The sequence below is a fragment of the Planktotalea sp. genome (genome assembly GCF_018607995.1).
Taxonomy (GTDB): domain Bacteria; phylum Pseudomonadota; class Alphaproteobacteria; order Rhodobacterales; family Rhodobacteraceae; genus Planktotalea.
In genome coordinates this window covers 1-25,496 of the sequence record NZ_JABBAL010000031.1, presented here as the reverse complement: position 1 = coordinate 25,496, position 25,496 = coordinate 1, and the positions used below count along the sequence as shown (strand labels likewise).

Genomic DNA, 25,496 nt, shown 5'->3' with positions numbered 1-25,496 from the left:
GCATCAAGAACGGCTGGTCTACCGCACGTGCTGGCGTTGGGATGTACTCGTCAACCGCTGCCATCAATTTGTTGATGGAGTCTTTGCCGATGTTGTCGTCACGGTCTTCCAAAGCAGCCAAAGCGGAACCAGGGATCACAGGAATGTCGTCGCCAGGGTACTCATAAGAGGACAGAAGCTCACGGATTTCCATTTCAACCAACTCAAGCAACTCTTCGTCGTCAACCTGGTCAACTTTGTTCATGTAAACAACCATGTACGGGATGCCAACCTGACGGCCAAGCAAGATGTGCTCGCGCGTCTGTGGCATTGGGCCGTCTGCTGCGTTCACAACCAAGATCGCGCCGTCCATCTGAGCGGCACCAGTGATCATGTTCTTGACGTAGTCCGCGTGACCCGGGCAATCAACGTGCGCGTAGTGACGGGCTTCTGTCTCATACTCAACGTGCGCTGTGGAGATCGTGATACCGCGTGCTTTTTCTTCTGGCGCGCCGTCGATTTCGTCATACGCTTTGAAGTCACCGAATTGCTTCGTGATCGCAGCTGTCAGCGTCGTTTTGCCGTGGTCAACGTGGCCGATTGTGCCGATGTTGACGTGCGGTTTATTGCGTTCAAACTTTTCCTTAGCCATGAGAGGCTCCTTTTTAGTAAGGCGGTGCACCAATCGCGCACCCTACGGGTTGAAAGAGAGGGTGCGTGGTTGCCCACGCACCGCTATTTTTATGCGAATTTCGCTTGGATCTCGTCAGAGATGTTCTGCGGAACCGGCTCGTAGTGGCTGAACTGCATCGAGAAGTTTGCACGACCCGAAGACATCGAACGAAGTGTGTTGATGTAGCCAAACATGTTCGCAAGCGGAACCTGAACGTCGATCGCGATGGCATTGCCGCGCGTGTCTTGTCCTTGAACCTGTCCACGACGGGATGTGAGGTCACCGATGATACCACCTGTGTACTCATCCGGCGTGATCACTTCGACTTTCATGATTGGTTCGAGCAGTTTCGCACCCGCTTTGCGCATACCTTCACGCATCGCCATACGAGCTGCGATTTCGAACGCAAGCACAGAGGAGTCAACGTCGTGGAACTTACCGTCCAGAAGCTGAACCTTGAAGTCGATCACAGGGAAGCCCGCCAAAGGACCGGAGTCCATCACAGATTTGATGCCCTTTTCAACGCCCGGGATGTATTCCTTCGGAACAGCACCACCAACGATCTTGGACTCAAACGAGTAACCCTCGCCCGGCTCTGTCGGAGAAATCTGAAGTTTAACCTCACCAAACTGACCAGAACCACCAGATTGCTTCTTGTGCGTATACGTGTGCTCAACTTCGTGACCAATCGTTTCGCGGTAAGCAACTTGTGGTGCACCGATGTTCGCTTCGACTTTGAATTCACGACGCATACGGTCGACAAGAATATCAAGGTGAAGTTCGCCCATACCCTTCATGATGGTCTGGCCACTCTCGAGGTCAGTCTCAACACGGAAAGATGGATCCTCAGCAGATAGACGCTGAAGCGCGAGGCCCATTTTCTCTTGGTCGCCCTTTGTTTTAGGCTCAACCGCGATCTCGATCACAGGCTGTGGGAACGTCATCGTTTCCAAAACAACAGGTTCGTTGACGGCACAAAGTGTGTCACCGGTTGTCGTGTCCTTGAGGCCGCCCAATGCGATGATATCACCCGCGTAAGCTTCGGAAATCTCATCACGGTCGTTAGAGTGCATGACCATCATCCGGCCAACGCGCTCTTTTTTGCCTTTGGTCGAGTTCAAGAATGTATCACCCTTTGACAACGTACCAGAGTAGATACGTGTGAATGTCAGCGAGCCAACAAACGGGTCATTCCAGATTTTGAACGCAAGTGCAGAGAACGCCATGTCATCATCCGCGCGGCGGGCAATGTCACGTGTTTCTGTCTCGTCGCCAGGCTTAAAGCCCATGTAGTCAACAACGTCGAGCGGGCTCGGCAGATAGTCAACAACAGCGTTGAGAAGTGGCTGAACGCCTTTGTTTTTGAACGCAGAACCGCCCAAAACAGGAACGAACTTCATTTCCAAGCAGCCCTTACGAACAAGCTTGCGCAGTGTAAGCACATCAGGCTCTTCGCCTTCAAGATATGCTTCCATTGCGTCGTCGTCCATTTCGACAGCCGCTTCAACGAGCTTGTTGCGCCATTCGTTCGCCTGATCTTGCAGGGCTTCACGAATAGGAGCTTTCACCCAAGACGCGCCAAGGTCTTCACCTTCCCACAACCACTCTTCCATGGTTACGAGATCGATAAGGCCTTCAAGCTCTGTCTCAGCACCGATTGGAATGCCGACAGGAATCGCAGTTGCGCCTGTACGATCTTCAATCATGTGAACACAGTTGAAGAAGTCCGCGCCGATCTTGTCCATTTTGTTAACGAACACGATACGAGGAACTTTATAACGGTCGGCCTGACGCCAAACTGTCTCGGTCTGCGGCTCAACACCGGCGTTACCGTCAAGAACAGTAACCGCGCCGTCAAGAACAGCCAAAGAACGCTCAACTTCAATTGTGAAGTCAACGTGACCAGGTGTGTCGATGATGTTCATGCGGTGCTTTTCAGAATCGGCTGTTGTGCCGTCTTCTGTGCGCTCCCAGAACGTCGTCGTCGCAGCGGACGTAATAGTAATTCCGCGCTCTTGCTCTTGTTCCATGTGGTCCATCGTTGCGGCGCCATCATGCACCTCACCGATGTTATGCTCTTTTCCAGTGTAGAAAAGAATGCGCTCGGAACAGGTCGTTTTACCTGCATCGATGTGCGCGATGATACCGAAGTTACGGTATCGGTCGAGGGGATATTCGCGTGCCATTTGGCGTACTCCTCTAGATTACCAACGGTAATGGCTGAAGGCTTTGTTCGCCTCGGCCATCTTGTGAGTGTCTTCGCGTTTCTTAACGGCGGAACCACGTGTGTTCACAGCGTCAAGAAGTTCGCCAGCAAGACGCTCTTCCATGGTGTTTTCGTTGCGGGAACGGGACGCTTTGATCAACCAACGGATGGCCAATGCTTCGCGGCGCTCTGGACGCACTTCAACCGGAACCTGATACGTCGCACCACCGACTCGGCGGGAACGTACTTCGACGGACGGTTTGATGTTGTCGAGCGCTTCGTGGAACACCTCGATAGGTGCGCGCTTGATCTTGTCTTCAACCCGCGTCATCGCAGAATATACGATGCGCTCAGCAACGGACTTTTTGCCGTCGATCATCAGGTTGTTCATGAATTTAGTCAGTACGCGATCGCCATATTTGGCATCGGGCAGGACTTCGCGTTTTTCAGCGGCGTGACGACGTGACATATCAGCCTCTCCTTATTTAGGACGCTTCGCGCCGTACTTCGAACGACGTTGCTTACGATCTTTGACGCCCTGAGTATCCAGAACACCGCGAAGAATGTGGTAACGCACACCGGGAAGGTCTTTTACACGACCGCCACGGATCAGAACCACAGAGTGCTCCTGAAGGTTGTGGCTCTCACCTGGGATATACGAAATAACCTCGAAACCGTTGGTCAGGCGCACTTTGGCAACCTTACGCATAGCGGAGTTTGGCTTTTTCGGAGTTGTTGTATAAACGCGTGTGCAAACACCGCGTTTCTGTGGGCACTGCTCTAGGTGCTGCGACTTAGAGCGCTTGATTTTAGGCTGACGCGGCTTGCGGATCAGCTGTTGGATCGTTGGCATAGAAGGTGTCTTCCCCATCTCTCAACTTAGTTTTGCCACCTGCCTTCCGGCGCGTGACGCGAAATCTGCCATGCCGTGGAGCACAATCGCCTGTAAACAAGCGAAAAAACCGCAAACGTTCCCATTCCGAGGTGAACGTCGCGGTTGGGTTTCAGAGGTCGCTGGCTATAGGTGCCCAGGACTTGACCACAGTCGATATGATATCGGCAAAAGAACGGATCTTGCGCCGGATAGCGCGCGTATAGGGGGAGTCGCATGAGGTGTCAACATGGCCAACCCCATGATGGAGTGGGGTGGTACCGACATGCTGTTCCTTGTAGCTTGGTAGCATAGGAGCAGCTTCATGCAAATCATCCGGCCATGCCGGTTTTCTTTCACTGCCCCTGTGGCGGGTTTCAAGTGGAGCATGAAGGTATCGAGGGTCGCTTAACCTATCGCTCCCAGCCCAAGCGCATGGAAAAGCGGTTTAGCCATGGTGATGACGCGGTTGCAGTGTCTTTCGTCAAGCGTCTCAAGCGGACTGCGAGGGAGTGTCGGCCTCTTCTGGAGCGCAATAAATTCGTGGCTTTCGATTATCCTAAAGGCTATGTCGAGCGACCAAACGCGCAAGGTTTGCATGTTCAGGAAACTTTTCATCAGTTCTGGGGGCGCGGAGTTTGAGGCCTCGGTCGCGCTGCACACACACAAAGGCATGATGAATTTTGCGCTTGGGCGGATGGGACGGTTCATGCCCGCAATCAGTTTTGACCAACCCGCGATGTACTTGCGCGACCACAAAACTTCAATGGAAATCGCTAAGGTCCTAATGCGACCCAACCCGATTTGGAACTACGCGACGGTGCGGGCGAGCAGATAATCCGCATAAGGTTTGCAGTGGATGCAGATCATATCCGTGCTGTATTTGCCTGACGGCGTTTCGCGCGGGCCTCACGGTAGAGCGTGAAGATACCTGTCGTCACGATCAGCCCCGCCCCCACGAATGTCAGTGGTTCCGGCCATTCGCCAAAGAACACATAGCCCAGCAGCAGCGCCCAGAGCATCGCCGTGTAGCGGAAGGGCGATGTAAACCCGACCTCACCGACGCGCATCACCATAACAGAAAACACATAGCCACCGATCACGAAAAGCGCAGAGGCAACGAGCATCGCAATTTGCACGCTGGTCATATCGGACCATTCGCCGGTTGCCAGTGCGCCTATCCCGCCAAACCCAGTTACGAAAACCGAGCCGACAAGTGTTACGGTTAGCGAGGGTACATCTTTGCTCAGTCGGCGCGCTGCAAGATCGCGCACAGTCACACAGAGCACAGCGATCAACACGTAGATCGAGTGGATGGTGAACCCGCCTGTGCCAGGCCGCACGATCAACATCATGCCGCAAAAGCCAATCACAATTGCAAGCATACGCCGCCAGCCCACGGCCTCTTTGAAAACAAGTGCTGCGGCGAGGGTCACGGTCAATGGCAGGGTTTGCAGGATCGCCGTGACATTAGCAAAAGGCATGTGCAAAAGCGCGGTCAGGAAGAAATAGGCAGCGGCCACTTCCGCAGCGGAGCGGAGCACAATGAGCCAGCGGTCTTTGGCACGTTGGGGCCACGCCAGCGCCTTGAGATAGCGCGCAAGCAGATAGATCAGCGTCGTTGCAAGAATGCCTCGCAGCAAGAGCAATTGGGACAACGGCACATCAGTGCCAATGGCTTTGATGAACAGATCGTTAAACGTAAACGCCGCCATAGAGCACATCATAAAAAGCGCGCCTTTGGCATTGTCAGAGAGATTGGCGAATAGGGTCATGACGTATCTATCGCTGATAGCGAGACTGGAGGGTAGTCCGATTGCGACGTTAACAGTCGCGAAGTCAGGGCAGTCCGTGTTTGAGATTGCAAACCCATTCAGCCAAGAGTTGCGTTGCGCGTTGAACTTAGCCACAGTCGAAGGATTGGCCCAATTCAAGGCCTCAAATACTAAGGCAATACACTATGACGATCACAGTCCTCGCAATGGTTACCATCGCCGAAGATCAAGACGCAGCATTGACGCATTATCTTAATGTCACGACCCCTTTGCTGGAGCGTGCGAATGCGAGCATTACTTGTACGTTCGATCTGAACGAAGCAGTAGTTGGCCATCGACCCGCGAAACGGATGATCTAAGTGGAACACTCCGACCGCGCCGCCGTCGATATGGTATTCGAGAGCGCGGAATACAAAGCCCTGATCCCTACGAGAGACATCGCCTTTTCCAGCTATGACATTAGCATCGCCACACAAGCGGAAGGGACGGCTTAAGCACCGTCTTTCACGCTAGTGCGGTTAATCAAGCGTAAGAACGATTTTGCCGATGTGGCCTTTCTTTTGAAAGGCATCTTGCGCAGTTGAGATGTCGCGAAGCGGATAGATTTCGGCCACCAAGGGTTTGATCTCGTTATTTTCAATCCGTTTGACAAGATTGCCAAAAACTTCTGGTTCAAGAACAGTACAGCCAAAGAACGTCAGGTCTTTGAGGTAAAGGGTACGCACGTCCAGCTCAACAATCGGGCCAGCGATTGCGCCAGCCACACCGTATCGCCCACCCGGGCGCAGCACGTCCAGAAGTGACGGCCATTGCGGGCCAGCGACGAGATCAATCACCACATCAACGCTATTTGCACCAATCGCGCCGATCAAATCAGCGCCGCGATCAACCGTTTGTATCGCCCCCAGTTCGGTAAGGGTTTGCGCCTTTGACGCGCTTGTGACGGCAATAACCTTGGCCCCCCGCGCCTGCGCGAGTTGCACAGTCGCAGAGCCGACGCCGCCAGATGCGCCAGTCACGAGAACCGTATCGCCTTCACCGATTTTCGCGCGGGTCAGCATATTTTCGGCTGTCGAGTAAGAGCAAGGAAATGAAGCCAATTCGGCATCAGTCATGTCGCTATTGATCGTATGGGCATGGCGCGCCGCGACGCGGGTGAATTGAGAAAATCCGCCATTAGTTTCGGAGCCGAAATACCAAGGCATATCAAGCATCTTGCCATCTACTTCGCGCAAGCAAGGCTCAATCAAGACACGTTCGCCAATGCGCGCGGCATCAACCTCTGAGCCCACGGCGACGATTTCGCCGCAAACATCAGCGCCTTGAACACGTGGAAAAGCAAGCGGTGCGCCGGTCCAACCCGCATCATCGGCGTCTGCGTCCCCCTTGGAGTACCAGCCAGTGCGCGTGTTGATATCCGTGTTGTTCACGCCCGCCGCTCGCACGCGAATAATGACGTCACTCGTGCTTGGGATTGGGGCATCCAAATCATCGCGCCATCCTTGCATTTCAGGACCACCATGACCGTTTAAAGTAACGCCAAACATTTTCGAAGGTGCAGTCATGTCAGTCTCCAAAATCTCAACGTAGCTAGACCTATAGGAACTTTAGACACTGTCAATTTTGCACATACTTAAACCGGTCACTTCCCCAAACGAAAAAGGCCCCCGAAAATACTCGCGAGGGCCCTTCTCAATTTCTAAGCGAGCGCTTTAATCGTCGCGGCTTTCGGGTGTGTTGAACACATCCTCTGGCTTGTCGAACACATCACCACCCACGATATCATCCGTAGGCGCGGCTAGTGCGGCAGCGGCTTCGGCTTCAATGCGGCGCGCTTCGACAACAACGTTGTCTCGGTCTTGAGCAACACGTTGCATTTGCTGCGTCGCGCCACCTGTACCAGCTGGGATCAAGCGACCCACGATGACGTTCTCTTTGAGGCCGACCAGTTTGTCACGCTTGCCCTGTACGGATGCTTCCGTAAGAACACGCGTTGTTTCCTGGAACGACGCCGCAGAGATGAAGCTGCGTGTCTGCAAGGACGCTTTGGTGATGCCCAAGAGGATCGGTTCAGCTGTCGCAGGCTTATACCCGCGCTGCGCTGCCTTTTCATTGGCCGCAAGATACTCTTGCTTGTCCACATGCTCGCCTTTAAGCAATGTTGTCTGGCCGCTGTCGAGGATTTCCCACTTCTGCAACATCTGACGCACGATAACTTCGATATGCTTGTCGTTAATCTTAACACCCTGAAGGCGATAAACGTCCTGCACTTCGTTAATCATGTAATCCGCCAGCGCTTCGACACCCAAAATAGACAAGATGTCATGCGGCGCCGGGTTGCCGTCCATGATGTAGTCGCCCTTTTGGATGAAGTCACCTTCCTGAACCGGAATGTGCTTGCCCTTTGGCACCATGTACTCAACCGTGTCCATGCTCTCGTCCACAGGATCAATCGCGATACGACGCTTGTTCTTGTAGTCTTTGCCAAAGCGGACGTGGCCATCAAGCTCTGCAATGATCGCGTGATCCTTAGGGCGACGTGCCTCAAAGAGTTCCGCAACCCGTGGCAGACCACCGGTAATGTCCTTGGTCTTCGTGCCTTCACGCGGGATACGCGCAACAACGTCACCAGCTTGAACTTCCGCACCTTCTTCGATCGACATAATCGCATCAACCGACATCGGATAGGTCACTGGGTTACCCGCATCATTGCGCACAGGCTCGCCGTCTTTATCCATGATGATAATTTCAGGCTTAAGCTCGTTACCTTTCGGCGCTGCACGCCAGTCGATAACAATTTTCTGTGTCATGCCAGTGGCTTCGTCCGTTTCATCGCGTACGGCAATGCCAGATACGAGGTCAACGAACTTAGCTGTACCAGCTTTTTCCGCGATGATTGGAAGCGTGTATGGATCCCATTCAAACAGCTTGTCGCCACGGCCGATCTTGTCGCCCTCTTTGACAAACAGTTTGGAGCCGTAGCCAAGCTTGTGGCTCGCACGTTCTTCACCATTCTCATCGTTAATGATGAGCTTCATGTTGCGGCCCATAACCATCGTGTCGCCAGAGGCGTTCACAAGAGTCTGTGGGTTCTCAAGAACGATTGTGCCCTCTTGGCTAGCTTCTTGGAAGGACTGCTGACCACCCTGCGCAACGCCGCCGATGTGGAATGTCCGCATCGTTAGCTGTGTGCCCGGCTCACCAATGGATTGCGCAGCGATAATACCGACTGCTTCACCAGAGTTGACCATCGTACCGCGTGCAAGGTCACGACCATAGCACATGGCGCAAACGCCCTCTTCCGCTTCACAAGTCAAAGGAGACCGGATGCGCATGGATGTAACGCTCGCCTCTTCGATTGCGTCAGCCATGAGTTCGTCAAGCAGCGTGCCTGTTTTGAACATCACCTCGTCCGTGCCGGGGCGCAAAACGTCCTGAGCAACAACACGACCTAGAACACGATCACCAAGCGTGGATACCACTTCGCCGTCGTTTACAGCCGCTTCTGCTGTGATCATGTTCTCTGTTCCACAATCGCGCATGCGCACGATGCAGTCCTGCGAAACGTCAACCAGACGACGTGTCAGATAACCAGAGTTCGCTGTTTTCAACGCCGTGTCCGACAGACCCTTACGAGCACCGTGTGTGGAGTTGAAGTACTCCAAAACGGTCAGACCTTCTTTAAAGTTGGAGATGATCGGTGTCTCGATGATGTCGCCATTCGGCTTTGCCATCAGACCGCGCATACCGCCCAGCTGTTTCATCTGAGTGACCGAGCCACGCGCACCGGAGTGCGCCATCATGTAGACCGAATTCGGCTCCATCTCGACACCTTGATCGTCGTGACGGGTGTCGGAAATCGAGCCCATCATCGCGTCGGTGACTTTGTCGTTACACTTTGACCAAGCATCGACAACTTTGTTATATTTTTCACCCTGAGTGATCAGGCCGTCCATGTACTGTTGCTCGAAATCTTTAACTTGATCGCGTGTTTCTTCAACGAGTGGCCACTTGGTATCAGGGATCAACATGTCGTCTTTACCAAACGAAATACCAGCCTTGAACGCTTCGCGAAAGCCCATGGTCATGATGTGGTCACAGAAGATAACCGACTCTTTCTGACCACAATAACGATACACTGTGTCGATGACCTGCTGAACTTCCTTCTTACGCAGAAGACGGTTCACCAATTCAAACGGTGCTTTCGCATTCAGCGGCAAGAGTGCGCCAAGACGAACGCGACCTGGTGTGGTCTCGAAACGCTGCATGACTTCATTGCCCTCAGCATCAATCTGCGGCAAGCGCGCAGTGATTTTGGAGTGCAAATGAACGATGCCGCTATCAAGCGCGTGCTGCACTTCTTCGATAGAACCGAAGATCATGCCCTCGCCTTTCATACCCACACGCTCAAGCGTGGTGTAATAAAGGCCCAAGATCATATCCTGTGACGGAACAATGATCGGTGCACCGTTTGCAGGCGACAGAACGTTGTTCGTGGACATCATCAAAACGCGTGCTTCAAGCTGCGCTTCCAAGGATAGCGGAACGTGAACCGCCATTTGGTCACCGTCGAAGTCTGCGTTAAACGCAGAACAGACGAGCGGGTGCAGCTGGATCGCTTTACCTTCGATCAGAACAGGTTCGAACGCCTGAATGCCAAGACGGTGCAGCGTAGGCGCACGGTTCAGCATGACAGGATGTTCGCGGATGACCTCGTCCAAGATGTCCCAAACTTCGGGACGCTCTTTTTCAACAAGCTTCTTCGCCTGTTTCACAGTGGAGGACAAACCTTTGGCCTCAAGACGCGAGTAGATGAACGGTTTGAACAGCTCGAGCGCCATCTTCTTGGGCAAGCCACACTGGTGCAACTTCAGCTCTGGACCCGTCACAATGACCGAACGACCAGAGAAGTCGACGCGCTTACCCAAAAGGTTTTGACGGAAACGACCTTGCTTACCCTTCAGCATGTCGCTGAGGGATTTCAAAGGGCGCTTGTTCGCGCCTGTGATAACACGACCACGACGACCGTTGTCGAACAGAGCGTCTACAGATTCCTGCAACATACGCTTTTCGTTACGCACGATGATGTCGGGTGCGCGCAGCTCGATCAGACGCTTCAGACGGTTGTTTCGGTTGATCACACGACGATAAAGATCGTTGAGGTCTGACGTCGCGAAGCGGCCACCATCGAGTGGAACCAGCGGGCGAAGCTCTGGCGGGATCACCGGGATCACGGTCAGGATCATCCACTCAGGACGGTTGCCGGACTCAAGGAAGCTTTCAACCACTTTCAGGCGCTTGATGATCTTCTTTGGCTTCAACTCACCCGTTGCTTCCGCGAGATCCGCGCGCAGGGTTTCTGCTTCGGACTCAAGGTCGATCTGAGCGAGCATTTCACGGATCGCTTCCGCACCGATGTTCGCGGTGAACGCGTCCATGCCAAAGGTGTCTTGCGCGTCCATATACTCTTCTTCGGTCATCATCTGACCGTAAGTGAGGTCCGTGAGGCCCGGCTCGATCACTACGTAGTTCTCGAAATAGAGAACACGCTCAAGATCGCGAAGCGTCATGTCCAGCATCAGGCCAATGCGGGATGGCAGCGACTTAAGAAACCAGATATGTGCTACTGGGGATGCCAATTCGATATGGCCCATGCGCTCACGGCGGACTTTTTGAAGGGTAACTTCAACACCACATTTCTCGCAGACAACGCCGCGATACTTCATGCGCTTATATTTACCGCAGAGGCATTCGTAGTCTTTGATCGGGCCAAAGATACGCGCACAGAACAGGCCGTCGCGCTCTGGCTTGAAGGTACGATAGTTGATGGTTTCCGGCTTTTTGATTTCGCCAAAAGACCACGACAGGATGCGCTCAGGGGACGCGAGCGAGACTTTGATCTCGTCGAACGTCTTGATGGGGGCAACCGGGTTAAACGGGTTGTTTGTCAGTTCCTGGTTCATTTTCAAATCCTTGAAAGGGGAGCATTGGAAGAGGAGTGGCCCCCGATTTTTCTAGAAAAATCGGAGACTTAGAATTTTCTAGAAAATTCTATTCTTCTTCCTCCGCATCCAGGAGTTCCATATTCAGGCCAAGGCCACGGACTTCTTTGACGAGAACGTTAAAGCTCTCCGGCACGCCAGCCTCGTAGTTGTCTTCGCCTTTGACAATGCTCTCATAGACCTTGGTACGGCCTGCAACATCATCCGACTTGACGGTGAGCATTTCCTGAAGCGTATAAGCTGCGCCATATGCTTCAAGAGCCCAGACTTCCATCTCACCGAAGCGCTGACCACCGAACTGTGCTTTACCACCCAGCGGCTGCTGTGTGACCAAGGAGTATGGTCCCGTGGAACGCGCGTGGATTTTGTCGTCCACAAGGTGGTGCAGTTTCAGCAAGTACTTGATGCCAACCGTCACAGGGCGTGCGAATTGCTCGCCTGTTCGACCGTCAAACAAGACCGACTGACCGCTTTCAGAGAAACCAGCACGCTTGAGGCTGTCATTCACGTCATGCTCTTTCGCGCCGTCAAAGACAGGCGTCGCGATAGGCACACCGTTGGTGACATTGCCGGCTGTTTCCAGCAATGCATCGTCATCAAGACCCTCAAGACCTTCCGCATAGACGTCATCGCCGTAAGCAAGGCGCATCGCCTCTTTCACAGGTGTCAGATCGCCGTTGCGACGGTAATCACCAAGCGCGTCATCGATGTTCAGACCCAGACCGCGTGCGGCCCAACCCATGTGGGTTTCCAAAATCTGACCAACGTTCATACGCGAAGGAACACCAAGCGGGTTCAAACAGAAGTCAACCGGCGTCCCATCTGCCAAGAATGGCATGTCTTCCATCGGTACAACCTTAGAAATAACGCCTTTGTTGCCGTGACGGCCCGCCATCTTGTCGCCTGGCTGAAGCTTGCGCTTCACAGCAACGAAGACTTTAACCATCTTCATAACACCCGGTGGCAGATCGTCACCGCGACGGACTTTTTCGACTTTGTCCTCAAAACGCGCATCCAAAGTACGTTTCTGTACTTCATACTGCTCGTTCAGCGCTTCAACGATCTGTGCGTCTTTCTCGTCCTTCAGAGCCAACTGCCACCACTGACCACGTGTCAGTGTTTCAAGAAGCTCTTCAGTGATTTCAGCATTGGCCTTGACGCCTTTCGGGCCTTTCACAGCCACTTTACCAAGGATCATACCCTTAAGACGCGCATAGATGTTGCGATCAAGGATGACTAATTCGTCATCACGGTCGCGCGCGAGGCGCTCGACTTCTTCACGCTCGATCTGAAGTGCGCGTTCGTCTTTTTCAACGCCATGGCGGTTGAATACGCGGACTTCGACAACTGTTCCAAAATCACCCGGCTTCACACGCAAGGATGTGTCGCGCACGTCGGACGCTTTCTCACCAAAGATCGCGCGAAGAAGCTTTTCTTCTGGCGTCATCGGGCTTTCGCCTTTTGGTGTGATCTTACCGACCAAGATATCACCCGGCTCAACGTCTGCGCCGATGTAAACGATACCCGCTTCGTCGAGGTTGCGCAGGGCTTCCTCACCAACGTTTGGAATATCGCGTGTAATTTCTTCTGGGCCGAGCTTCGTGTCGCGGGCTGCAACTTCGAATTCCTCGATGTGGATAGACGTAAAGACGTCATCACGAGAAACACGCTCAGAGATCAGGATCGAGTCTTCGTAGTTGTAGCCATTCCAAGGCATAAACGCGACGACCACGTTTTTACCCAGCGCCAATTCACCCATATCTGTGGATGGACCGTCTGCAATAACTTCGCCCTTTTGAACCGTATCGCCAACCTTAACCAACGGACGCTGGTTGATTGTGGTGTTCTGGTTCGAACGCTGGAACTTGCGCATGCGGTAGATGTCTACGCCTGCATCCCCGAGTTCAAGGTCATGCGTTGCGCGCACAACGATACGCTGAGCGTCGACTTGGTCGATGATGCCTGCGCGTTTCGCCATGATCGCAGCGCCAGAGTCACGTGCCACAACTTCTTCGATGCCGGTACCCACGAGTGGGGCCTCGGCACGAAGCAGTGGAACCGCCTGACGTTGCATGTTGGAACCCATCAAAGCGCGGTTCGCGTCGTCGTTCTCAAGGAACGGGATCAGCGAGGCGGCAACAGAGACCAACTGCTTTGGTGAGACGTCGATCAGGTCCACATTCTCGTTCGGGGACAAGGTATAGTCGCCGGACTTACGTGTAGAGACCAGATCGTTCACGAACTTCATGTTCTCGTCGAGGTTGGCGTTCGCCTGAGCCACTGTGTGGCGCATTTCCTCGGTCGCGGACATGTAATGGACTTCGTCCGTCACTGTGCCGTTGTTCACAACACGGTATGGCGTTTCGATGAAGCCGTATTTGTTCACACGCGCGAATGTCGCGAGGGAGTTGATCAGACCAATGTTCGGACCTTCCGGCGTTTCAATCGGGCACATGCGACCGTAGTGAGTTGGGTGCACGTCGCGCACCTCAAAGCCAGCACGTTCACGTGTCAGACCACCTGGTCCAAGCGCTGAAAGGCGACGCTTGTGCGTGACCTCTGAAAGCGGGTTGGTTTGGTCCATGAACTGCGACAGCTGCGAAGAGCCGAAGAATTCACGCACAGCAGCCGCCGCTGGTTTCGCATTGATCAAGTCCTGCGGCATCACTGTGTCGATTTCGACAGAGGACATACGCTCTTTGATCGCGCGCTCCATGCGGAGCAAGCCAACGCGGTACTGGTTTTCCATCAATTCGCCAACGGAGCGCACACGACGGTTTCCAAGGTGGTCGATGTCGTCGATGTCGCCTTTGCCATCGCGTAGGTGAACCAGCGCCTTGATGCAGGAAACAATGTCTTCTTTACGAAGGGTACGCTGCGTATCCTCCGCATCGAGATCAAGACGCATGTTCATTTTCACACGGCCAACCGCGGACAAGTCATAACGCTCTGAATCGAAGAACAATGTGTCGAACAGGTTAGACGCTGCCTCAACGGTGGGCGGCTCGCCCGGGCGCATCACGCGGTAGATGTCCATGAGCGCAGTTTCGCGGTTCATGTTCTTATCCGCCGCCATCGTGTTGCGCATGTAGGCGCCAACATTGATGTTATCGATATCTAGAATTGGCAAAGTTGTAATGCCCGCGTCGATCAAATCCTTCAAGGAACCGCCGATTACGTCGCCGTCTTTGTCCATTTCCAGCGTCAACTCGTCACCAGCTTCCGCGTAAATCGCGCCGGTTTCTTCGTTGATGATGTCTTTAGCGATGAACTTACCAACGATTGCATCGTATGGGATCAACAGATCCGTCACGTCGCCCGCGTCGATCAGCTTCTTCACTGCGCGTGGCGTGACTTTTTTGTTGGCTTCCGCAATCACTTCGCCTGTCTTGGCATCAACCAAATCATACGTTGGACGCGTGCCGCGAACGCGCTCTGGGAAGAACTTGGTGACCCATCCTTTGTTCTTCTTAAGCGTGAATTCAACAGTATCATAATACGCGTCCATGATCCCCTCTTGGTCGAGACCAAGGGAATACAGAAGCGTTGTGACAGGCAGCTTACGGCGACGGTCGATACGTGCGAAGACGATGTCTTTTGCGTCGAATTCAAAGTCGAGCCATGAGCCACGGTAAGGAATAATACGGCAAGCGAACAACAGCTTACCCGAGCTGTGTGTTTTGCCTTTGTCATGATCGAAGAACACGCCGGGAGAGCGGTGCATCTGGGAAACGATCACACGCTCGGTACCGTTCACAACGAACGTACCATTTGGCGTCATCAATGGCATGTCGCCCATGAAGACGTCTTGCTCTTTGATATCCTTAACCGACTTGGCACCTGTGTCTTCGTCGATTTCAAACACGATCAAACGCAGTGTCACTTTGAGAGGTGCGGCATAAGTCATGTCACGTTGCTGGCATTCTTCAACGTCATACTTCGGCTTTTCCAGCTCGTAGTTAACGAATTCCAGAATGGAAGTTTCGTTGAAATCTTTGATTGGAAAAACCGACTGAAACACGCCTTTGATGCCTTCGCCGTCCAATGGGATCGGTTCTTCACCTGAGTTCAGGAACAAGTCGTAAGAGCTTTTCTGAACCTCAATAAGGTTCGGCATCTCAAGAACTTCACGAATTTTGCCGTAATATTTACGTAAACGCTTCTGGCCAAGGAAGGATTGAGCCATAGTAGGTATCACCTTTTTAGTTTCTCATCAGGCACAAAACGGTTGGGTCCCCGCTTAGCGCCCTGTCGAGACGACAGAGTTATCTGATCCATTCTCGCCACACGTCCCACAGTGCGGCACTCGATCATATGGTCCTGTCTTGGAAAAACCCTTGTATGTCAGAGCCTTGCCGAGAGAGGAGCAGTTTCAGTTGCATTTGAAGAGTGTTTGTGCTGAATTTTAAGGAAGGGATCAGGACAAAATCACAATGATCAAAACCTCCCTTTCGACAAACAGAAAAGCGGCGTCGAATCAATCGATACCGCAAGAGATTTCCAAATATGTCGTGAACGGCGCGAACGCAAGGGGGTGGGGTTGGAAAAGTCAGGCATTTGCGGAGAGTTGCTGACCTTTACGAATTTGATGCAGCTTTCACGGGAACGCAGGAATAGGAAAGATTTTTGATGGCCGACCTCCATGCTTTTGCGGCGAACGTCTCTATGAGCCCAATGTGTCCAATGCTACATCTTGTGCGAAGGTCTGCTTTCGGCGGTGGCTCAATGGTTAGGTGTAACGAACGGCCTCTAACAGTTTTCTTGCGGCGGAATGCGGATCACTACCACAGATTACGATTTCATCAGATAGTTCTAAACCGACTAGAGTTGCAGATATTTTTTCCAAAAATTTCGATTGTTCGAGCTTTATTGGAGGTCCCGATGATGAGGGAGAGTTTTGGCAGTACTGCTCAAAGAACTGGACTAGATCAGCGTTGAGCACCGGTCCGGCATCAGGATAACGGCTCGGGAACTAATCAATTTTGCCTGACCATGTTAGATGAACCCAAAAGAACAATCCAAAATCGTCGTTACGCGCCACGAGAACATCATCATTTTCTTCGCACTTGTCGATCACCACGAGCTTTTCGTACCATTGATACAGAAAATGCTCTGGTCCAAATTCTTTTTTCAATTCGGTGGTAAGACCGTTTAATAGTTCTTTGCCGACGTAGAACCAGGGGCAACGTTTTGGGATCGGTATCATGCCAACAAGTATTTTGGGTTCTTTCGTAATGAATTTGTCCAAAGTGGAGCGCCACTACTCACTCTATTTAACCCAAGTCGATCACGCTAGCTAACAAAAAGTAGCCATTCACAACGCCGGGCTGAAAGGTCGCTATGTCCGCAAAGCGGACGACTAGCCAGACTTCTTGTTAGGTCTGCTTTCGTTTCACTAAGCTCTAAAATTGGGACGCCTTGCCGAATTAATTGGTGGCCAATTTAAAGCAAAACGGCGGCCCCGAGGGAGCCGCCGTTTCTAAAATAAATCTGCAAGCAGAATTTACTTAACTTCGACTTCCGCGCCAGCTGCTTCGAGCTTGCCCTTAACGTCTTCTGCTTCTTCTTTAGAGACGCCTTCTTTGACAGCTTTGCCGCCAGCTTCAACGAGCTCTTTTGCTTCTTTCAGGCCAAGACCTGTGATCGCGCGGACTTCCTTGATCACGTTGATCTTGGATGCGCCAGCTGCTTTCAGAATTACGTCGAATTCTGTCTGCTCTTCTGCCGCAGCACCGCCACCGTCAGCAGGGCCAGCCATCATGACTGCGCCGCCAGCTGCTGGCTCAATGCCATACTCGTCCTTGAGGATAGTTTTCAGTTCTTGTGCTTCGAGAAGTGTAAGACCAACGATCTCTTCAGCAAGTTTCTTCAGATCAGCCATTTTGACTCTTTCCGTTTATATAAGATGTGTTCCAACGTGCGCTTTGCAGCCACACGCCAGTCTGCATGTTGTTTAGGCCGCAGCCTTGTCCTCGATCGTGGACAAGATGCTTGCGATGTTGCTTGCAGGTGCGCCAATTGCACCGGCGATGTTGGAAGCTGGTGCCCCGATGCAGCCAACGATAGAAGCAATAAGCTCATCGCGGGAAGGCATCTTAGACACGGCTGTAACACCGGCACGGTCCAGAGCGTTCTCACCCATTGCACCGCCAAGGATTTCGAACTTTTTGTTCTCCTTGGCGAAGTCTTCGGCCACTTTCGCTGCTGCGACAGGGTCCTCAGAATAGGTAAGTACGGTCATACCCGAAAGGTAATCACCAATGCTTTCGCACGGCTTTCCCTCAAGGGCGATCTTGGCGAGCCTGTTTTTGGCAACACGCACTGCTCCACCTGCTTCGCTTGCGCGCGCACGTAGATCCTGCATATCAGCAACTGTAAGACCGGCGTAGTGGGCTACCACAACGACGCCAGAGCTTTCAAAGATTTGGCCGAGTTCGTCGACCAACTGTTCTTTTTGTGCTCTATCCACAGTTTCACTCCAAATGTGGGGATCTCTCCCCGGCTCAGTATTACCGGATCGCTCCGGCGGTTTTGGTCCGTAGTCTACGGTCACAAACCCGCCAAGCGCTCGACGAAGAGCCTTTAACATATGGCCTGATCCCGTCTCAGGCAGGAATTATGAACAAGGGAACCTTGTCCACCCACCGTCTCGGACGTACTGCAAAAGAGCACGGGACGAATCGCGCGCTCTTTAGCTGATCGTTTCCTAGTCTTGATCGCGCTCAATGCCAAGCCTGTTCAGCATTTTTTGCGCAGGCCCACCCGACTTTTACGGCTAGTGCCTGTCGGATTTTAGCCAACCATGCGCAGGCCCGGTGTGCGGTGCAGGACGCGGCGCTTTAGCTTGGTGGTTGAAACGCCTTCTGTATGGCTGAGATACACTACATCGCATAGATCAGAAAGCTCATCAAACTTGCCCTCCCAATCGGCGCCCATCGCGAACATATCGGCGTTAAACTCGATCACATCGGATCGCTTCTGTCCCCAATTGTGTTCCGCAAAGACATGGCTGACGAACCGGCAAGCGCGTAGAATGTTCGCGCGATCCTCATAGGGCATAATGCAGGTTTTGCCTTTGAGCGCATTAAATTCATCGGAAGAACAGCCGACAATCACTTCGTCCGCCATTTCGGCGAAACGAGACAATAGCTTAACGTGCCCGATGTGGAAGAGATCAAAAGCCCCATAAGTAAGTAATGTCGTCATGCTGCTATCTCCTGAATTAAACGTGCAAATTTGCATTTCTGTCTTGGCCAATCGAAGACAAAACGCGGATCTGGCACTTCCCAGGATTTTCCGTAATTTTGTTCCAGCAAAGTTTCTGGAGATGCAGCCAGTGGCAGCCCGCTGATGTCACATGTTTGCAAAGGAAACACATCGTTGTATTTGAGCGTGCCCGGCGCATAAGGGTAGATGCTATAGCGGCGCATCGTGCCGTATGCGGGGAAGAGATCAACTTCGAACCCGTCCAAGTCGGGCAGCTTGATCATGGCATTGTTGCCCGCACGAAGTGTGCAATCGATGCCCTTTTCGTTGAGCTGCTCTGCCAAGGCACAAAATTCTCGCGCCGCATAAAGTTCGCCACGCGATTTCAAGACGACGGCAAGATCGATGTCATCGTCATAGGGGATCAGTTTTTTGTCACGCACCAACCCTAAAAGCGTGCCAGAGTTGACGGACGCTTTATGACCAAGGTCTTCAAGAACCTTCAGCAAGTTGGCAATGCCGTCAAACACAGCGTTGGTGTCAGCATCTTCCAAACCACGGTCATAATAGCCATGCCCGCTGAAACGAACCCCACCGGAATAGTCGGCGATCATCTTTTCGAAATCGTAATACTTTGCGAGTTCACCGGCTGTTTCGCGCTTACGGCGCAACACCGACATATGCGAATTCGCCGCGGCACCAGGTACTTTCGCGCGTGCGGCCAGAAGGATGAATGTCTCATAATACTCTGGCTCGGAACGAACCTCCATGCCTAACCCACGCAAGCGCGCGATCTGGACTTTTACGTTAAGAATAATGTTTCTATCAATATAGGCTTGTTCGGCTAGCAAACGGCATGCTGCCAGCTCTCTTATCTTTTCTTCTTCCATGTCTGCCCAACCCAATTTTTTTTGTAATTTCTTAAGATTGGCGGCAAATAAAGGAAACAATAAGGCAAAATTCAAAGAATTGTGCGCATTCTGCGGCTTTCACCCAGGCGAAACAAAGTAAGGCATTGATTTTAATCACATAACGAAAAAAGGCACCCCACAAGGAGTGCCTTTTAAAATCAAGATTAGAAAGCGATTACTCTTCGTTTGCCGCAGCAATATCGAGTGTGACGCTTGGGCCCATTGTAGAAGAGATGTTGATCTTCTTCATGTAGGCACCCTTTGCACCGGCTGGACGCGCTTTAGCGACCGCACCGATGAAGGCTTTAACGTTCTCGATCAACTTGGCCTCGTCGAAAGACGCTTTGCCAACGCCTGCGTGCACAACGCCGGCTTTCTCAGCTTTGAACTGAACTTCGCCGCCTTTGGCCGCTTTAACAGCTGCTTCGACGTCCATTGTCACTGTACCAACTTTTGGGTTTGGCATCAGGTTACGTGGACCAAGCACCTTACCCAGACGACCCACTACGGGCATCATGTCAGGAGTTGCGATGCAGCGATCAAAGTCGATCTTGCCGCCTTGCACAGTTTCCATCAGGTCTTCTGCACCAACGATATCCGCACCAGCGGCTGTCGCTTCGTCAGCTTTCGCACCACGTGCGAAGACCGCAACGCGGACGTCTTTGCCTGTGCCGTTTGGCAGACCAATCACACCACGAACCATTTGGTCCGCGTGGCGTGGGTCGACACCCAAAACCATTGCGATTTCAACTGTTTCGTCGAATTTTGCTGTTGCGTTGGCTTTAACCAATGCAACCGCTGCTTCAACTGTCAGACCTTCTTGGCCTTCGAATGCCGCACGCGCTGCGGTGAAACGCTTACCGAATTTTGCCATTACTTCACCTCGATGCCCATAGAACGGGCAGAGCCCAGAATGATCTGCATTGCCGCTTCCATATCGTTCGCGTTCAGATCTTTCATTTTCGCTTCTGCGATCTCTTTAACCTGAGCCACTGTGACAGAACCAACTGTCTCACGACCAGGGAGCTTCGCACCAGAGGAAAGCTTGGCAGCTTTCTTCAGGAAGTAAGACGCTGGTGGCGTCTTGATGTCCATGGAAAAGGACTTGTCCTGATAGTATGTGATCACGGTCGGGCATGGTGCGCCTGGCTCGAGATCCGCTGTTTTAGCGTTGAACGCCTTACAGAATTCCATGATGTTAATGCCGCGTTGACCCAATGCAGGGCCGACGGGTGGGGATGGGTTCGCTTTACCTGCAGGAACCTGCAGCTTCATCGTACCAGCGAGCTTCTTAGCCATGTGGCTTTCTCCTATTCAACGCCCACTGGATCGCGATCTAGCGGGCTACATGTTGGTGTGGTCTGGCTTGAACGACGCGTCGCACTCCCCTCCCACACAAAAAGCCGTCTTTTAAGGACGGTAGAGCGCGTCGGTTACACCCGAACGGTTTACATTTCAAGAGGGGACGCAGGAATTGAGCGGTCAAACGACCAATCTTGTCGCAAATCGTATTGGGATGGTCAAATGGCGCAAAGCCAAAAACAGAAAATGCGAGCCAATTGCCCGCATTTCCTTAATTACTTAGCTTCTCACCCTTTCGAGTGACGCGAACGATACCAGATCAGTCGATGATTACGTCAAATTCCAAACAGCTACCGCTTTGACTATCTGTTTCCATCGCACGCGAAGGTGCCGCGATGATGATTTGTGTCGAATCGATCCCTTGCGCGACCAACATGGCCATCAGTGCCTGCGCCCGCAAACGTCCTGTCCCCGGATTTTCACCCGCGCGCAAATCTTCCGTGTGCTGTCCAATCACCCGCAAACGCGCATTCGGGCAGGATGAGGCCATGGAGTCTAGGTCCATCGCCATATCCATATCTTCCGGCTTTGCTGCAACAGAACGAGGCGATTAGAAAAACAGCGCCCGTGAGATCGCGTTTGTCAATTTTTTGATACATGTAGACGACGCCCATTCGCTTGGTGTAGTCTTAAAGCGGTTGGTTTTCGTAATTCTATTGGTTTGGATCACCACGAAATCGACACAGCGATCATAATAGGCGCCACTTTCTGAACCCGTCACATTGGAGGGGCGCGCACAACCCAAAGCTTACGCTCTGAAATTGGAGATATCGAGATGCGTCGCACCTAGGCGTTGAATGACTTGCTCCGCGCGCTTTTAGCTAAGACGCAGGATCGCCTGAGGGGTCAGAATGACCCTCAACGATTATCTCGACGCCATTGCAGTCTTGCGCCAATGCGGCGATCAAACGCGCCTGAGCGATACCGCTTTCATCCAGCGTCAGACCGCCCGCCGGGAAATACACCCGCGCTTGTTCCGTCAGGGAGCGCAAATCGTCAATGCAGGATTCTTGCGCCATCAGGGTTGCTTTTGCATTCGCAAAGAACGCCAAAGACACCTCATTATCTTGCAAGGATGCAACCTGCCTTGCGAGAGCGACAGGTTCAACTATCAGTTCAACCACAGCTGCGACGACGGCCGCTCTAGGCGCGGGCGCTGGCTCAGTCTGAAGGGCCTGCAACGAAGAACCCGTCAAGGTGCTAAGGCGTGTCACAACGCCTGCCTCTTCTGCGGCGTTGATAGGCGCAGGCGCAACGGCGGCTGGAGCCATTTGTGCTTGCGCGTTTACGTCATAAGCGACGGTTGCGGGTGCTTGAGCAACTTGCTCGGAACTAAAAGAACGATCAAAAAAAACCTGTGGATGCCGCGAAAACAATCGCTGCCGTTGGCGCAACCCACAGCAAATGGCTCCTTAACAAAGTAATGAACATAGAATCCCCCAAGATTTATTCGCGGTTTCTAAAGTTACCGCTGTATGTTGTTTTCGTGCGGATACAAGAATCTACAACCCCAACCTGCGTCAAGAGTCTTAGAGGTGAAAAAAGGGGACTTTTTTGCAGTTTTCACGCAAGCCTGCGTAACGTAAATTTTCATTTTGCGCGTATAAAAAAACGCGCTGACAAAAATCAGCGCGTTTTGCATCTCTAAACTGACTTCCTTAAAGTCAACTCTGCTTATTGACCTGCGTGTATTCCAGTTCAACCGGTGTTTCGCGGCCAAAGATAGAGACCGTCACCTTGAGGCGCTGGTTCTCATCGTCGACTTCTTCAACCATGCCGTCGAAATCTTCAAACGGACCATCGTTGACCTTAACCTTCTCACCCACTTCAAAATGGATGATGTTGCGCGGAGCATCTTCGCCTTCAGCAACACGGCCAAGGATCGATTCGACTTCAGCATCGCGCATCGGCATCGGGCGGCCCTGCGGACCCAAGAAACCTGTGACGCGGTTGATCGAGTTGATCAGGTGATAGCCTTGGTCAGACATTTCCATGCGAACCAAAACATAGCCCGGCATAAAGCGACGCTCAGAGGTCACCTTCTTGCCGCGCCGCACTTCGATCACTTCTTCGGTCGGAACAAGTACCTCTTCGATGTCGTCCTCAAGGCCATTCTCGATGGTTGAGGTTCTGATTTGCTCAGCGATCTTCTTCTCGAAGTTTGAAAGAACGCTTACCGAATACCACCGCTTCGCCATCTGACACTTATCCTTGTCTGAACCCTTGGGTTCGCGTTAACCGATTTTACGATGCGCGCGCCAATGCGGCATACCGACCTGCAAGACAAAATCTGTGCGCCGTTCGAATCTGAAGTGCGCTGATTTTTGGAGGTTCTTGCGCAATACCTTTGCTGCGCGGGCAATTCAAGGGCTCGCTTGGATTTTCGCAAATTACGTCATCGGTGCCCTACAGTGGTAGGGGCTTTTGGCGCGCTAAGATCCAAAGAAACCCAGAACACTGGTGAGGCCAAAGCGGATAATGATGTCGATAACCGCAAAAAACACAGCCGTCAGCGCGGCCATTATGAAGACCATAACAGTGGTCAAAGCAACTTCGCGCCGGGTCGGCCAAACAACTTTGGCAACTTCAGAGCGCACTTGCTGAACATACTGGAGGGGGTTGGTCATGGCCATGTAGCGTCTTCCATTAATCGAAGTTGGGTGTCACATACGCGCAGAGTGCGGCGGTTTCAAGACCGGTTTGGGTCCAAGGCAGTTGTCTGGGATGCAAAATGCCTGAAACGTGAACATTGAGATACGTTCGCAAGCTCGCATGTCGCCTCAAAATTTTAGAAGTTCGGGCATACGGTGAAATAACTTGTGTGAGGCGGTTCGCTTGGGCACTCTGTCCTATAGTTACTGTCATCAAATTCATTTGTTGCCTTTTTTCAGATCACTCCAATTTTCAAACCTGAGTGGCCTGATAAGCGCTTTTAGGCACTTACGACACGCCAGGAGTATAGATCTATCTCGGCATGAGTAATTTACTCCCCCCCCCCAAAAAAACTCTAGACGATAAAACCCTGAATTGGCGCTATCCACAAACCGTGATCGAAAAATAGTGGGTGACGAAGCACTAAGTGGCAGCATACGCACGATTAGAGAACGTGATCTTGGATTTTTCGCAGGGCTCGCTAGATGTTTTGATCGGCTATCTCCCGATGCAAGAGCCGAACCGTCAGGTGGTTTTAGTGCGTTGGGCAGCCAAAGGGTTTTCGGATACTTTGGGTGATAGCATTAATATATGGGTCAATTGGCTGCAAGAGCCCGGCACTTTTGCAATTGTGGCCAGCGTTTATGGTCACGCACCTTCAAAGGCATCCACGCAAACCAACAACCTCTCGGACCTTCAATTGGAAAGCACCATTTTGCAGTGAAACGGCCAGACCTATGTAGCAAGCGTGAACTCCGCGACGGCAAAAAATCCGGCGAGCGTCGTTGAAAATGACATTGTGCGTTTGCGATCCTGGAAAAAAGACTATCTCCGTCGCCTCAACAATCACGATAGCGTTTCTGTGAAAAACGCAAATAGCACTTGGCCAGTCGCGCTCTGGCAACTGTGGCAGGTTCATAAGGGGTCGCAAATCAATCGCCAAATGGTGCAAGCTCAGGCCTACACGCTTAGATAATTCGCGGGGATTACCTTGCTTTGGCGGAGAATGGGGTCGAAATACATGCGGTACCGCGCATTGAGCCGCAAGCAGATAGGGAGCAAGTCCCACGCCAAGACGGCGCGACAGAGCTGCGCACCTACCCCAAGAATGATCCGATCTACCTGCATCGTACCGAAGATAGACCGCAGCATTCACAAACAATTGTCGGCTTTGCCACCGCTGGCGTGATAGAAAATAACTGAATCCTCGAGGATGTAGGCCCCATTCACAAAAACAACACCGTGCCAACCATGGATGAGATAAAGCCCGGCCAACTGATCCGCATTCGCTCGCACACGGGCGACGTGTTGGTGCCAAATCTCGATGATGGTTACAGTCCATGCACGCGCGCGCCATCAAGGTTTTCCCGAAGCGCTGCATGAATTGTGGTACACCCACTACGCGGAAGATGGTCTGCTTGCATTTATTGGCGCTGATGGCGGGTATCTTACCGGCCCAAACCACGACACAGCCGACGTCCCTGTAATCACCCTACCCCATTTCGCAAACAGCGCCTCTTGGGAAGAGTTCCCAAACTCAGGAGAGACTTGGAGCTTTCGCAATCGCGTAAAGCCACGCAATTTTTTGCATCACTCGGGCAAAGGCACAAAAATAACAGTCGCCAAGGATCAAAGTGCCATTGGAAACCAATTCACCATTGAGTTGTAACAACCACCACAAGAGTTAGAGCGTGAGGACGGTGACGAAAAATCCATCGTGGAATATGGCGATTTGAGCCACTTCCTACAAACGCGTTAAGGGCGTTCGCGCTGGATCGTAATGATTGAAATTTCATGAATAAATGTGGCTTTGGCAGGGGCTGAGGGACTCGAACCCACGACCCTCGGTTTTGGAGACC

General features: G+C 52.4%; 25 protein-coding genes. 6 read left to right on the top strand and 19 right to left on the bottom strand.

The window, feature by feature from the left end:
- The 4 genes from QZ280_RS13945 to rpsL form a co-directional block, all read right to left on the bottom strand.
- The coding region (locus tag QZ280_RS13945) for a GTP-binding protein (RefSeq protein ID WP_293445269.1) at positions 1–631 on the bottom strand (631 nt) is incomplete at its 3' end.
- Positions 632–720: 89 nt separating this feature from the next.
- Positions 721–2,838, bottom strand: a complete 2,118-nt coding sequence (fusA, locus tag QZ280_RS13940; RefSeq protein ID WP_293445267.1) for an elongation factor G — start codon at positions 2,836–2,838, stop codon at positions 721–723.
- A gap of 18 nt (positions 2,839–2,856) precedes the next feature.
- A complete protein-coding gene (rpsG, locus tag QZ280_RS13935; RefSeq protein WP_009831266.1) occupies positions 2,857–3,327 on the bottom strand; it encodes a 30S ribosomal protein S7 in 471 nt (156 codons plus the stop codon).
- A 12-nt stretch (positions 3,328–3,339) separates the two neighbouring features.
- Positions 3,340–3,711, bottom strand: coding sequence for a 30S ribosomal protein S12 (rpsL, locus tag QZ280_RS13930; protein ID WP_009828243.1), 372 nt, complete (start codon positions 3,709–3,711; stop codon positions 3,340–3,342).
- A 360-nt stretch (positions 3,712–4,071) separates the two neighbouring features.
- Between rpsL and QZ280_RS16465 the strand changes: the two genes are divergently transcribed.
- Positions 4,072–4,371: a glycosyltransferase gene (locus QZ280_RS16465; RefSeq protein ID WP_365734765.1), complete on the top strand. Its 300-nt coding sequence runs from the start codon at positions 4,072–4,074 to the stop codon at positions 4,369–4,371.
- Entirely contained in the window at positions 4,328–4,567 is a 240-nt protein-coding gene (locus tag QZ280_RS13925; protein ID WP_293445259.1) for a hypothetical protein, read from the top strand. The genes QZ280_RS16465 and QZ280_RS13925 overlap by 44 nt, the downstream gene beginning before the upstream one ends.
- Positions 4,568–4,595: 28 nt before the next feature.
- Here QZ280_RS13925 and QZ280_RS13920 read toward each other — a convergent pair whose 3' ends face one another.
- On the bottom strand, positions 4,596–5,504 hold the full coding sequence (locus QZ280_RS13920) for a DMT family transporter (protein WP_293445257.1): 909 nt from the start codon (positions 5,502–5,504) through the stop codon (positions 4,596–4,598).
- 185 nt (positions 5,505–5,689) lie between these two features.
- Here QZ280_RS13920 and QZ280_RS13915 point away from each other — a divergent pair, with 185 nt between their 5' ends.
- Both QZ280_RS13915 and QZ280_RS13910 read left to right on the top strand, forming a co-directional pair.
- On the top strand, positions 5,690–5,863 hold the full coding sequence (locus QZ280_RS13915) for a hypothetical protein (protein ID WP_293445255.1): 174 nt from the start codon (positions 5,690–5,692) through the stop codon (positions 5,861–5,863).
- Complete coding sequence (locus tag QZ280_RS13910) at positions 5,864–5,998, top strand: hypothetical protein (protein WP_293445253.1); 135 nt, start codon at positions 5,864–5,866, stop codon at positions 5,996–5,998.
- A gap of 24 nt (positions 5,999–6,022) precedes the next feature.
- Here the strand turns inward: QZ280_RS13910 and QZ280_RS13905 are convergent, their stop codons facing one another.
- The 14 genes from QZ280_RS13905 to secE all read right to left on the bottom strand — a co-directional run bounded on the left by QZ280_RS13905 (position 6,023) and on the right by secE (position 23,618).
- Entirely contained in the window at positions 6,023–7,069 is a 1,047-nt protein-coding gene (locus QZ280_RS13905) for an alcohol dehydrogenase family protein (RefSeq protein WP_293445251.1), read from the bottom strand.
- 147 nt (positions 7,070–7,216) lie between these two features.
- Positions 7,217–11,467: a DNA-directed RNA polymerase subunit beta' gene (rpoC, locus tag QZ280_RS13900; protein WP_293445249.1), complete on the bottom strand. Its 4,251-nt coding sequence runs from the start codon at positions 11,465–11,467 to the stop codon at positions 7,217–7,219.
- An 88-nt stretch (positions 11,468–11,555) separates the two neighbouring features.
- Complete coding sequence (gene rpoB, locus QZ280_RS13895; protein ID WP_293445247.1) at positions 11,556–15,692, bottom strand: DNA-directed RNA polymerase subunit beta; 4,137 nt, start codon at positions 15,690–15,692, stop codon at positions 11,556–11,558.
- 786 nt (positions 15,693–16,478) lie between these two features.
- Positions 16,479–16,754, bottom strand: a complete 276-nt coding sequence (locus QZ280_RS13890) for a hypothetical protein (RefSeq protein ID WP_293445245.1) — start codon at positions 16,752–16,754, stop codon at positions 16,479–16,481.
- Positions 16,755–17,009: 255 nt separating this feature from the next.
- A complete protein-coding gene (gene rplL, locus QZ280_RS13885) occupies positions 17,010–17,387 on the bottom strand; it encodes a 50S ribosomal protein L7/L12 (RefSeq protein ID WP_072629020.1) in 378 nt (125 codons plus the stop codon).
- 72 nt (positions 17,388–17,459) lie between these two features.
- Positions 17,460–17,975 carry a 50S ribosomal protein L10 gene (gene rplJ, locus QZ280_RS13880; RefSeq protein WP_293445241.1) on the bottom strand — a complete coding sequence of 172 codons (516 nt, stop codon included), beginning with the start codon at positions 17,973–17,975 and terminating at the stop codon, positions 17,460–17,462.
- Between the two features lie 323 nt (positions 17,976–18,298).
- Complete coding sequence (locus QZ280_RS13875) at positions 18,299–18,712, bottom strand: adenylyltransferase/cytidyltransferase family protein (RefSeq protein WP_293445239.1); 414 nt, start codon at positions 18,710–18,712, stop codon at positions 18,299–18,301.
- Positions 18,709–19,602 carry a LicD family protein gene (locus QZ280_RS13870; RefSeq protein ID WP_293445237.1) on the bottom strand — a complete coding sequence of 298 codons (894 nt, stop codon included), beginning with the start codon at positions 19,600–19,602 and terminating at the stop codon, positions 18,709–18,711. The genes QZ280_RS13875 and QZ280_RS13870 overlap by 4 nt, the downstream gene beginning before the upstream one ends.
- 196 nt (positions 19,603–19,798) lie before the next feature.
- Positions 19,799–20,497, bottom strand: coding sequence for a 50S ribosomal protein L1 (rplA, locus tag QZ280_RS13865; protein ID WP_009828054.1), 699 nt, complete (start codon positions 20,495–20,497; stop codon positions 19,799–19,801).
- Positions 20,497–20,922, bottom strand: coding sequence for a 50S ribosomal protein L11 (rplK, locus tag QZ280_RS13860; protein ID WP_072629023.1), 426 nt, complete (start codon positions 20,920–20,922; stop codon positions 20,497–20,499). Before rplK ends, rplA begins: the two co-directional genes overlap by 1 nt.
- Before the next feature lie 322 nt (positions 20,923–21,244).
- Positions 21,245–21,490, bottom strand: coding sequence for a hypothetical protein (locus QZ280_RS13855; RefSeq protein WP_293445231.1), 246 nt, complete (start codon positions 21,488–21,490; stop codon positions 21,245–21,247).
- Between the two features lie 316 nt (positions 21,491–21,806).
- Positions 21,807–22,256 (bottom strand): hypothetical protein, encoded by a 450-nt coding sequence (locus tag QZ280_RS13850; protein ID WP_293445229.1) that lies wholly within the window; start codon positions 22,254–22,256, stop codon positions 21,807–21,809.
- 393 nt (positions 22,257–22,649) lie between these two features.
- The gene (gene nusG / locus QZ280_RS13845) at positions 22,650–23,183 is read right to left on the bottom strand and encodes a transcription termination/antitermination protein NusG (RefSeq protein ID WP_293445227.1); all 534 of its coding nucleotides are present in this window, start codon (positions 23,181–23,183) and stop codon (positions 22,650–22,652) included.
- A gap of 234 nt (positions 23,184–23,417) precedes the next feature.
- The gene (secE, locus tag QZ280_RS13840) at positions 23,418–23,618 is read right to left on the bottom strand and encodes a preprotein translocase subunit SecE (RefSeq protein ID WP_040778249.1); all 201 of its coding nucleotides are present in this window, start codon (positions 23,616–23,618) and stop codon (positions 23,418–23,420) included.
- A gap of 446 nt (positions 23,619–24,064) precedes the next feature.
- Between secE and QZ280_RS13835 the strand changes: the two genes are divergently transcribed.
- The gene (locus tag QZ280_RS13835) at positions 24,065–24,361 is read left to right on the top strand and encodes a hypothetical protein (RefSeq protein ID WP_293445223.1); all 297 of its coding nucleotides are present in this window, start codon (positions 24,065–24,067) and stop codon (positions 24,359–24,361) included.
- A 600-nt stretch (positions 24,362–24,961) separates the two neighbouring features.
- Positions 24,962–25,306 (top strand): hypothetical protein, encoded by a 345-nt coding sequence (locus QZ280_RS13830; RefSeq protein ID WP_293445221.1) that lies wholly within the window; start codon positions 24,962–24,964, stop codon positions 25,304–25,306.
- Positions 25,307–25,496 lie beyond the last annotated feature (190 nt).

Bases quoted from the DNA above. Each gene is read 5' to 3' on its own strand.
- rplK (WP_072629023.1), bottom strand. From the start codon at position 20,922: ATGGCTAAGAAGCTCGCTGGTACGATGAAGCTGCAGGTTCCTGCAGGT.
- QZ280_RS13915 (WP_293445255.1), top strand. From the start codon at position 5,690: ATGACGATCACAGTCCTCGCAATGGTTACCATCGCCGAAGATCAAGAC.
- QZ280_RS16465 (WP_365734765.1), top strand. From the start codon at position 4,072: ATGCCGGTTTTCTTTCACTGCCCCTGTGGCGGGTTTCAAGTGGAGCAT.
- QZ280_RS13925 (WP_293445259.1), top strand. From the start codon at position 4,328: ATGTTCAGGAAACTTTTCATCAGTTCTGGGGGCGCGGAGTTTGAGGCC.
- QZ280_RS13850 (WP_293445229.1), bottom strand. From the start codon at position 22,256: ATGGCTCCAGCCGCCGTTGCGCCTGCGCCTATCAACGCCGCAGAAGAG.
- fusA (WP_293445267.1), bottom strand. From the start codon at position 2,838: ATGGCACGCGAATATCCCCTCGACCGATACCGTAACTTCGGTATCATC.
- QZ280_RS13870 (WP_293445237.1), bottom strand. From the start codon at position 19,602: ATGGAAGAAGAAAAGATAAGAGAGCTGGCAGCATGCCGTTTGCTAGCC.
- rpoB (WP_293445247.1), bottom strand. From the start codon at position 15,692: ATGGCTCAATCCTTCCTTGGCCAGAAGCGTTTACGTAAATATTACGGC.
- QZ280_RS13855 (WP_293445231.1), bottom strand. From the start codon at position 21,490: ATGGACCTAGACTCCATGGCCTCATCCTGCCCGAATGCGCGTTTGCGG.
- rpsG (WP_009831266.1), bottom strand. From the start codon at position 3,327: ATGTCACGTCGTCACGCCGCTGAAAAACGCGAAGTCCTGCCCGATGCC.
- rplL (WP_072629020.1), bottom strand. From the start codon at position 17,387: ATGGCTGATCTGAAGAAACTTGCTGAAGAGATCGTTGGTCTTACACTT.
- QZ280_RS13905 (WP_293445251.1), bottom strand. From the start codon at position 7,069: ATGACTGCACCTTCGAAAATGTTTGGCGTTACTTTAAACGGTCATGGT.
- QZ280_RS13830 (WP_293445221.1), top strand. From the start codon at position 24,962: ATGATGGTTACAGTCCATGCACGCGCGCGCCATCAAGGTTTTCCCGAA.
- secE (WP_040778249.1), bottom strand. From the start codon at position 23,618: ATGGCCATGACCAACCCCCTCCAGTATGTTCAGCAAGTGCGCTCTGAA.
- rpoC (WP_293445249.1), bottom strand. From the start codon at position 11,467: ATGAACCAGGAACTGACAAACAACCCGTTTAACCCGGTTGCCCCCATC.
- QZ280_RS13920 (WP_293445257.1), bottom strand. From the start codon at position 5,504: ATGACCCTATTCGCCAATCTCTCTGACAATGCCAAAGGCGCGCTTTTT.
- rplA (WP_009828054.1), bottom strand. From the start codon at position 20,497: ATGGCAAAATTCGGTAAGCGTTTCACCGCAGCGCGTGCGGCATTCGAA.
- QZ280_RS13875 (WP_293445239.1), bottom strand. From the start codon at position 18,712: ATGACGACATTACTTACTTATGGGGCTTTTGATCTCTTCCACATCGGG.
- rpsL (WP_009828243.1), bottom strand. From the start codon at position 3,711: ATGCCAACGATCCAACAGCTGATCCGCAAGCCGCGTCAGCCTAAAATC.
- nusG (WP_293445227.1), bottom strand. From the start codon at position 23,183: ATGGCGAAGCGGTGGTATTCGGTAAGCGTTCTTTCAAACTTCGAGAAG.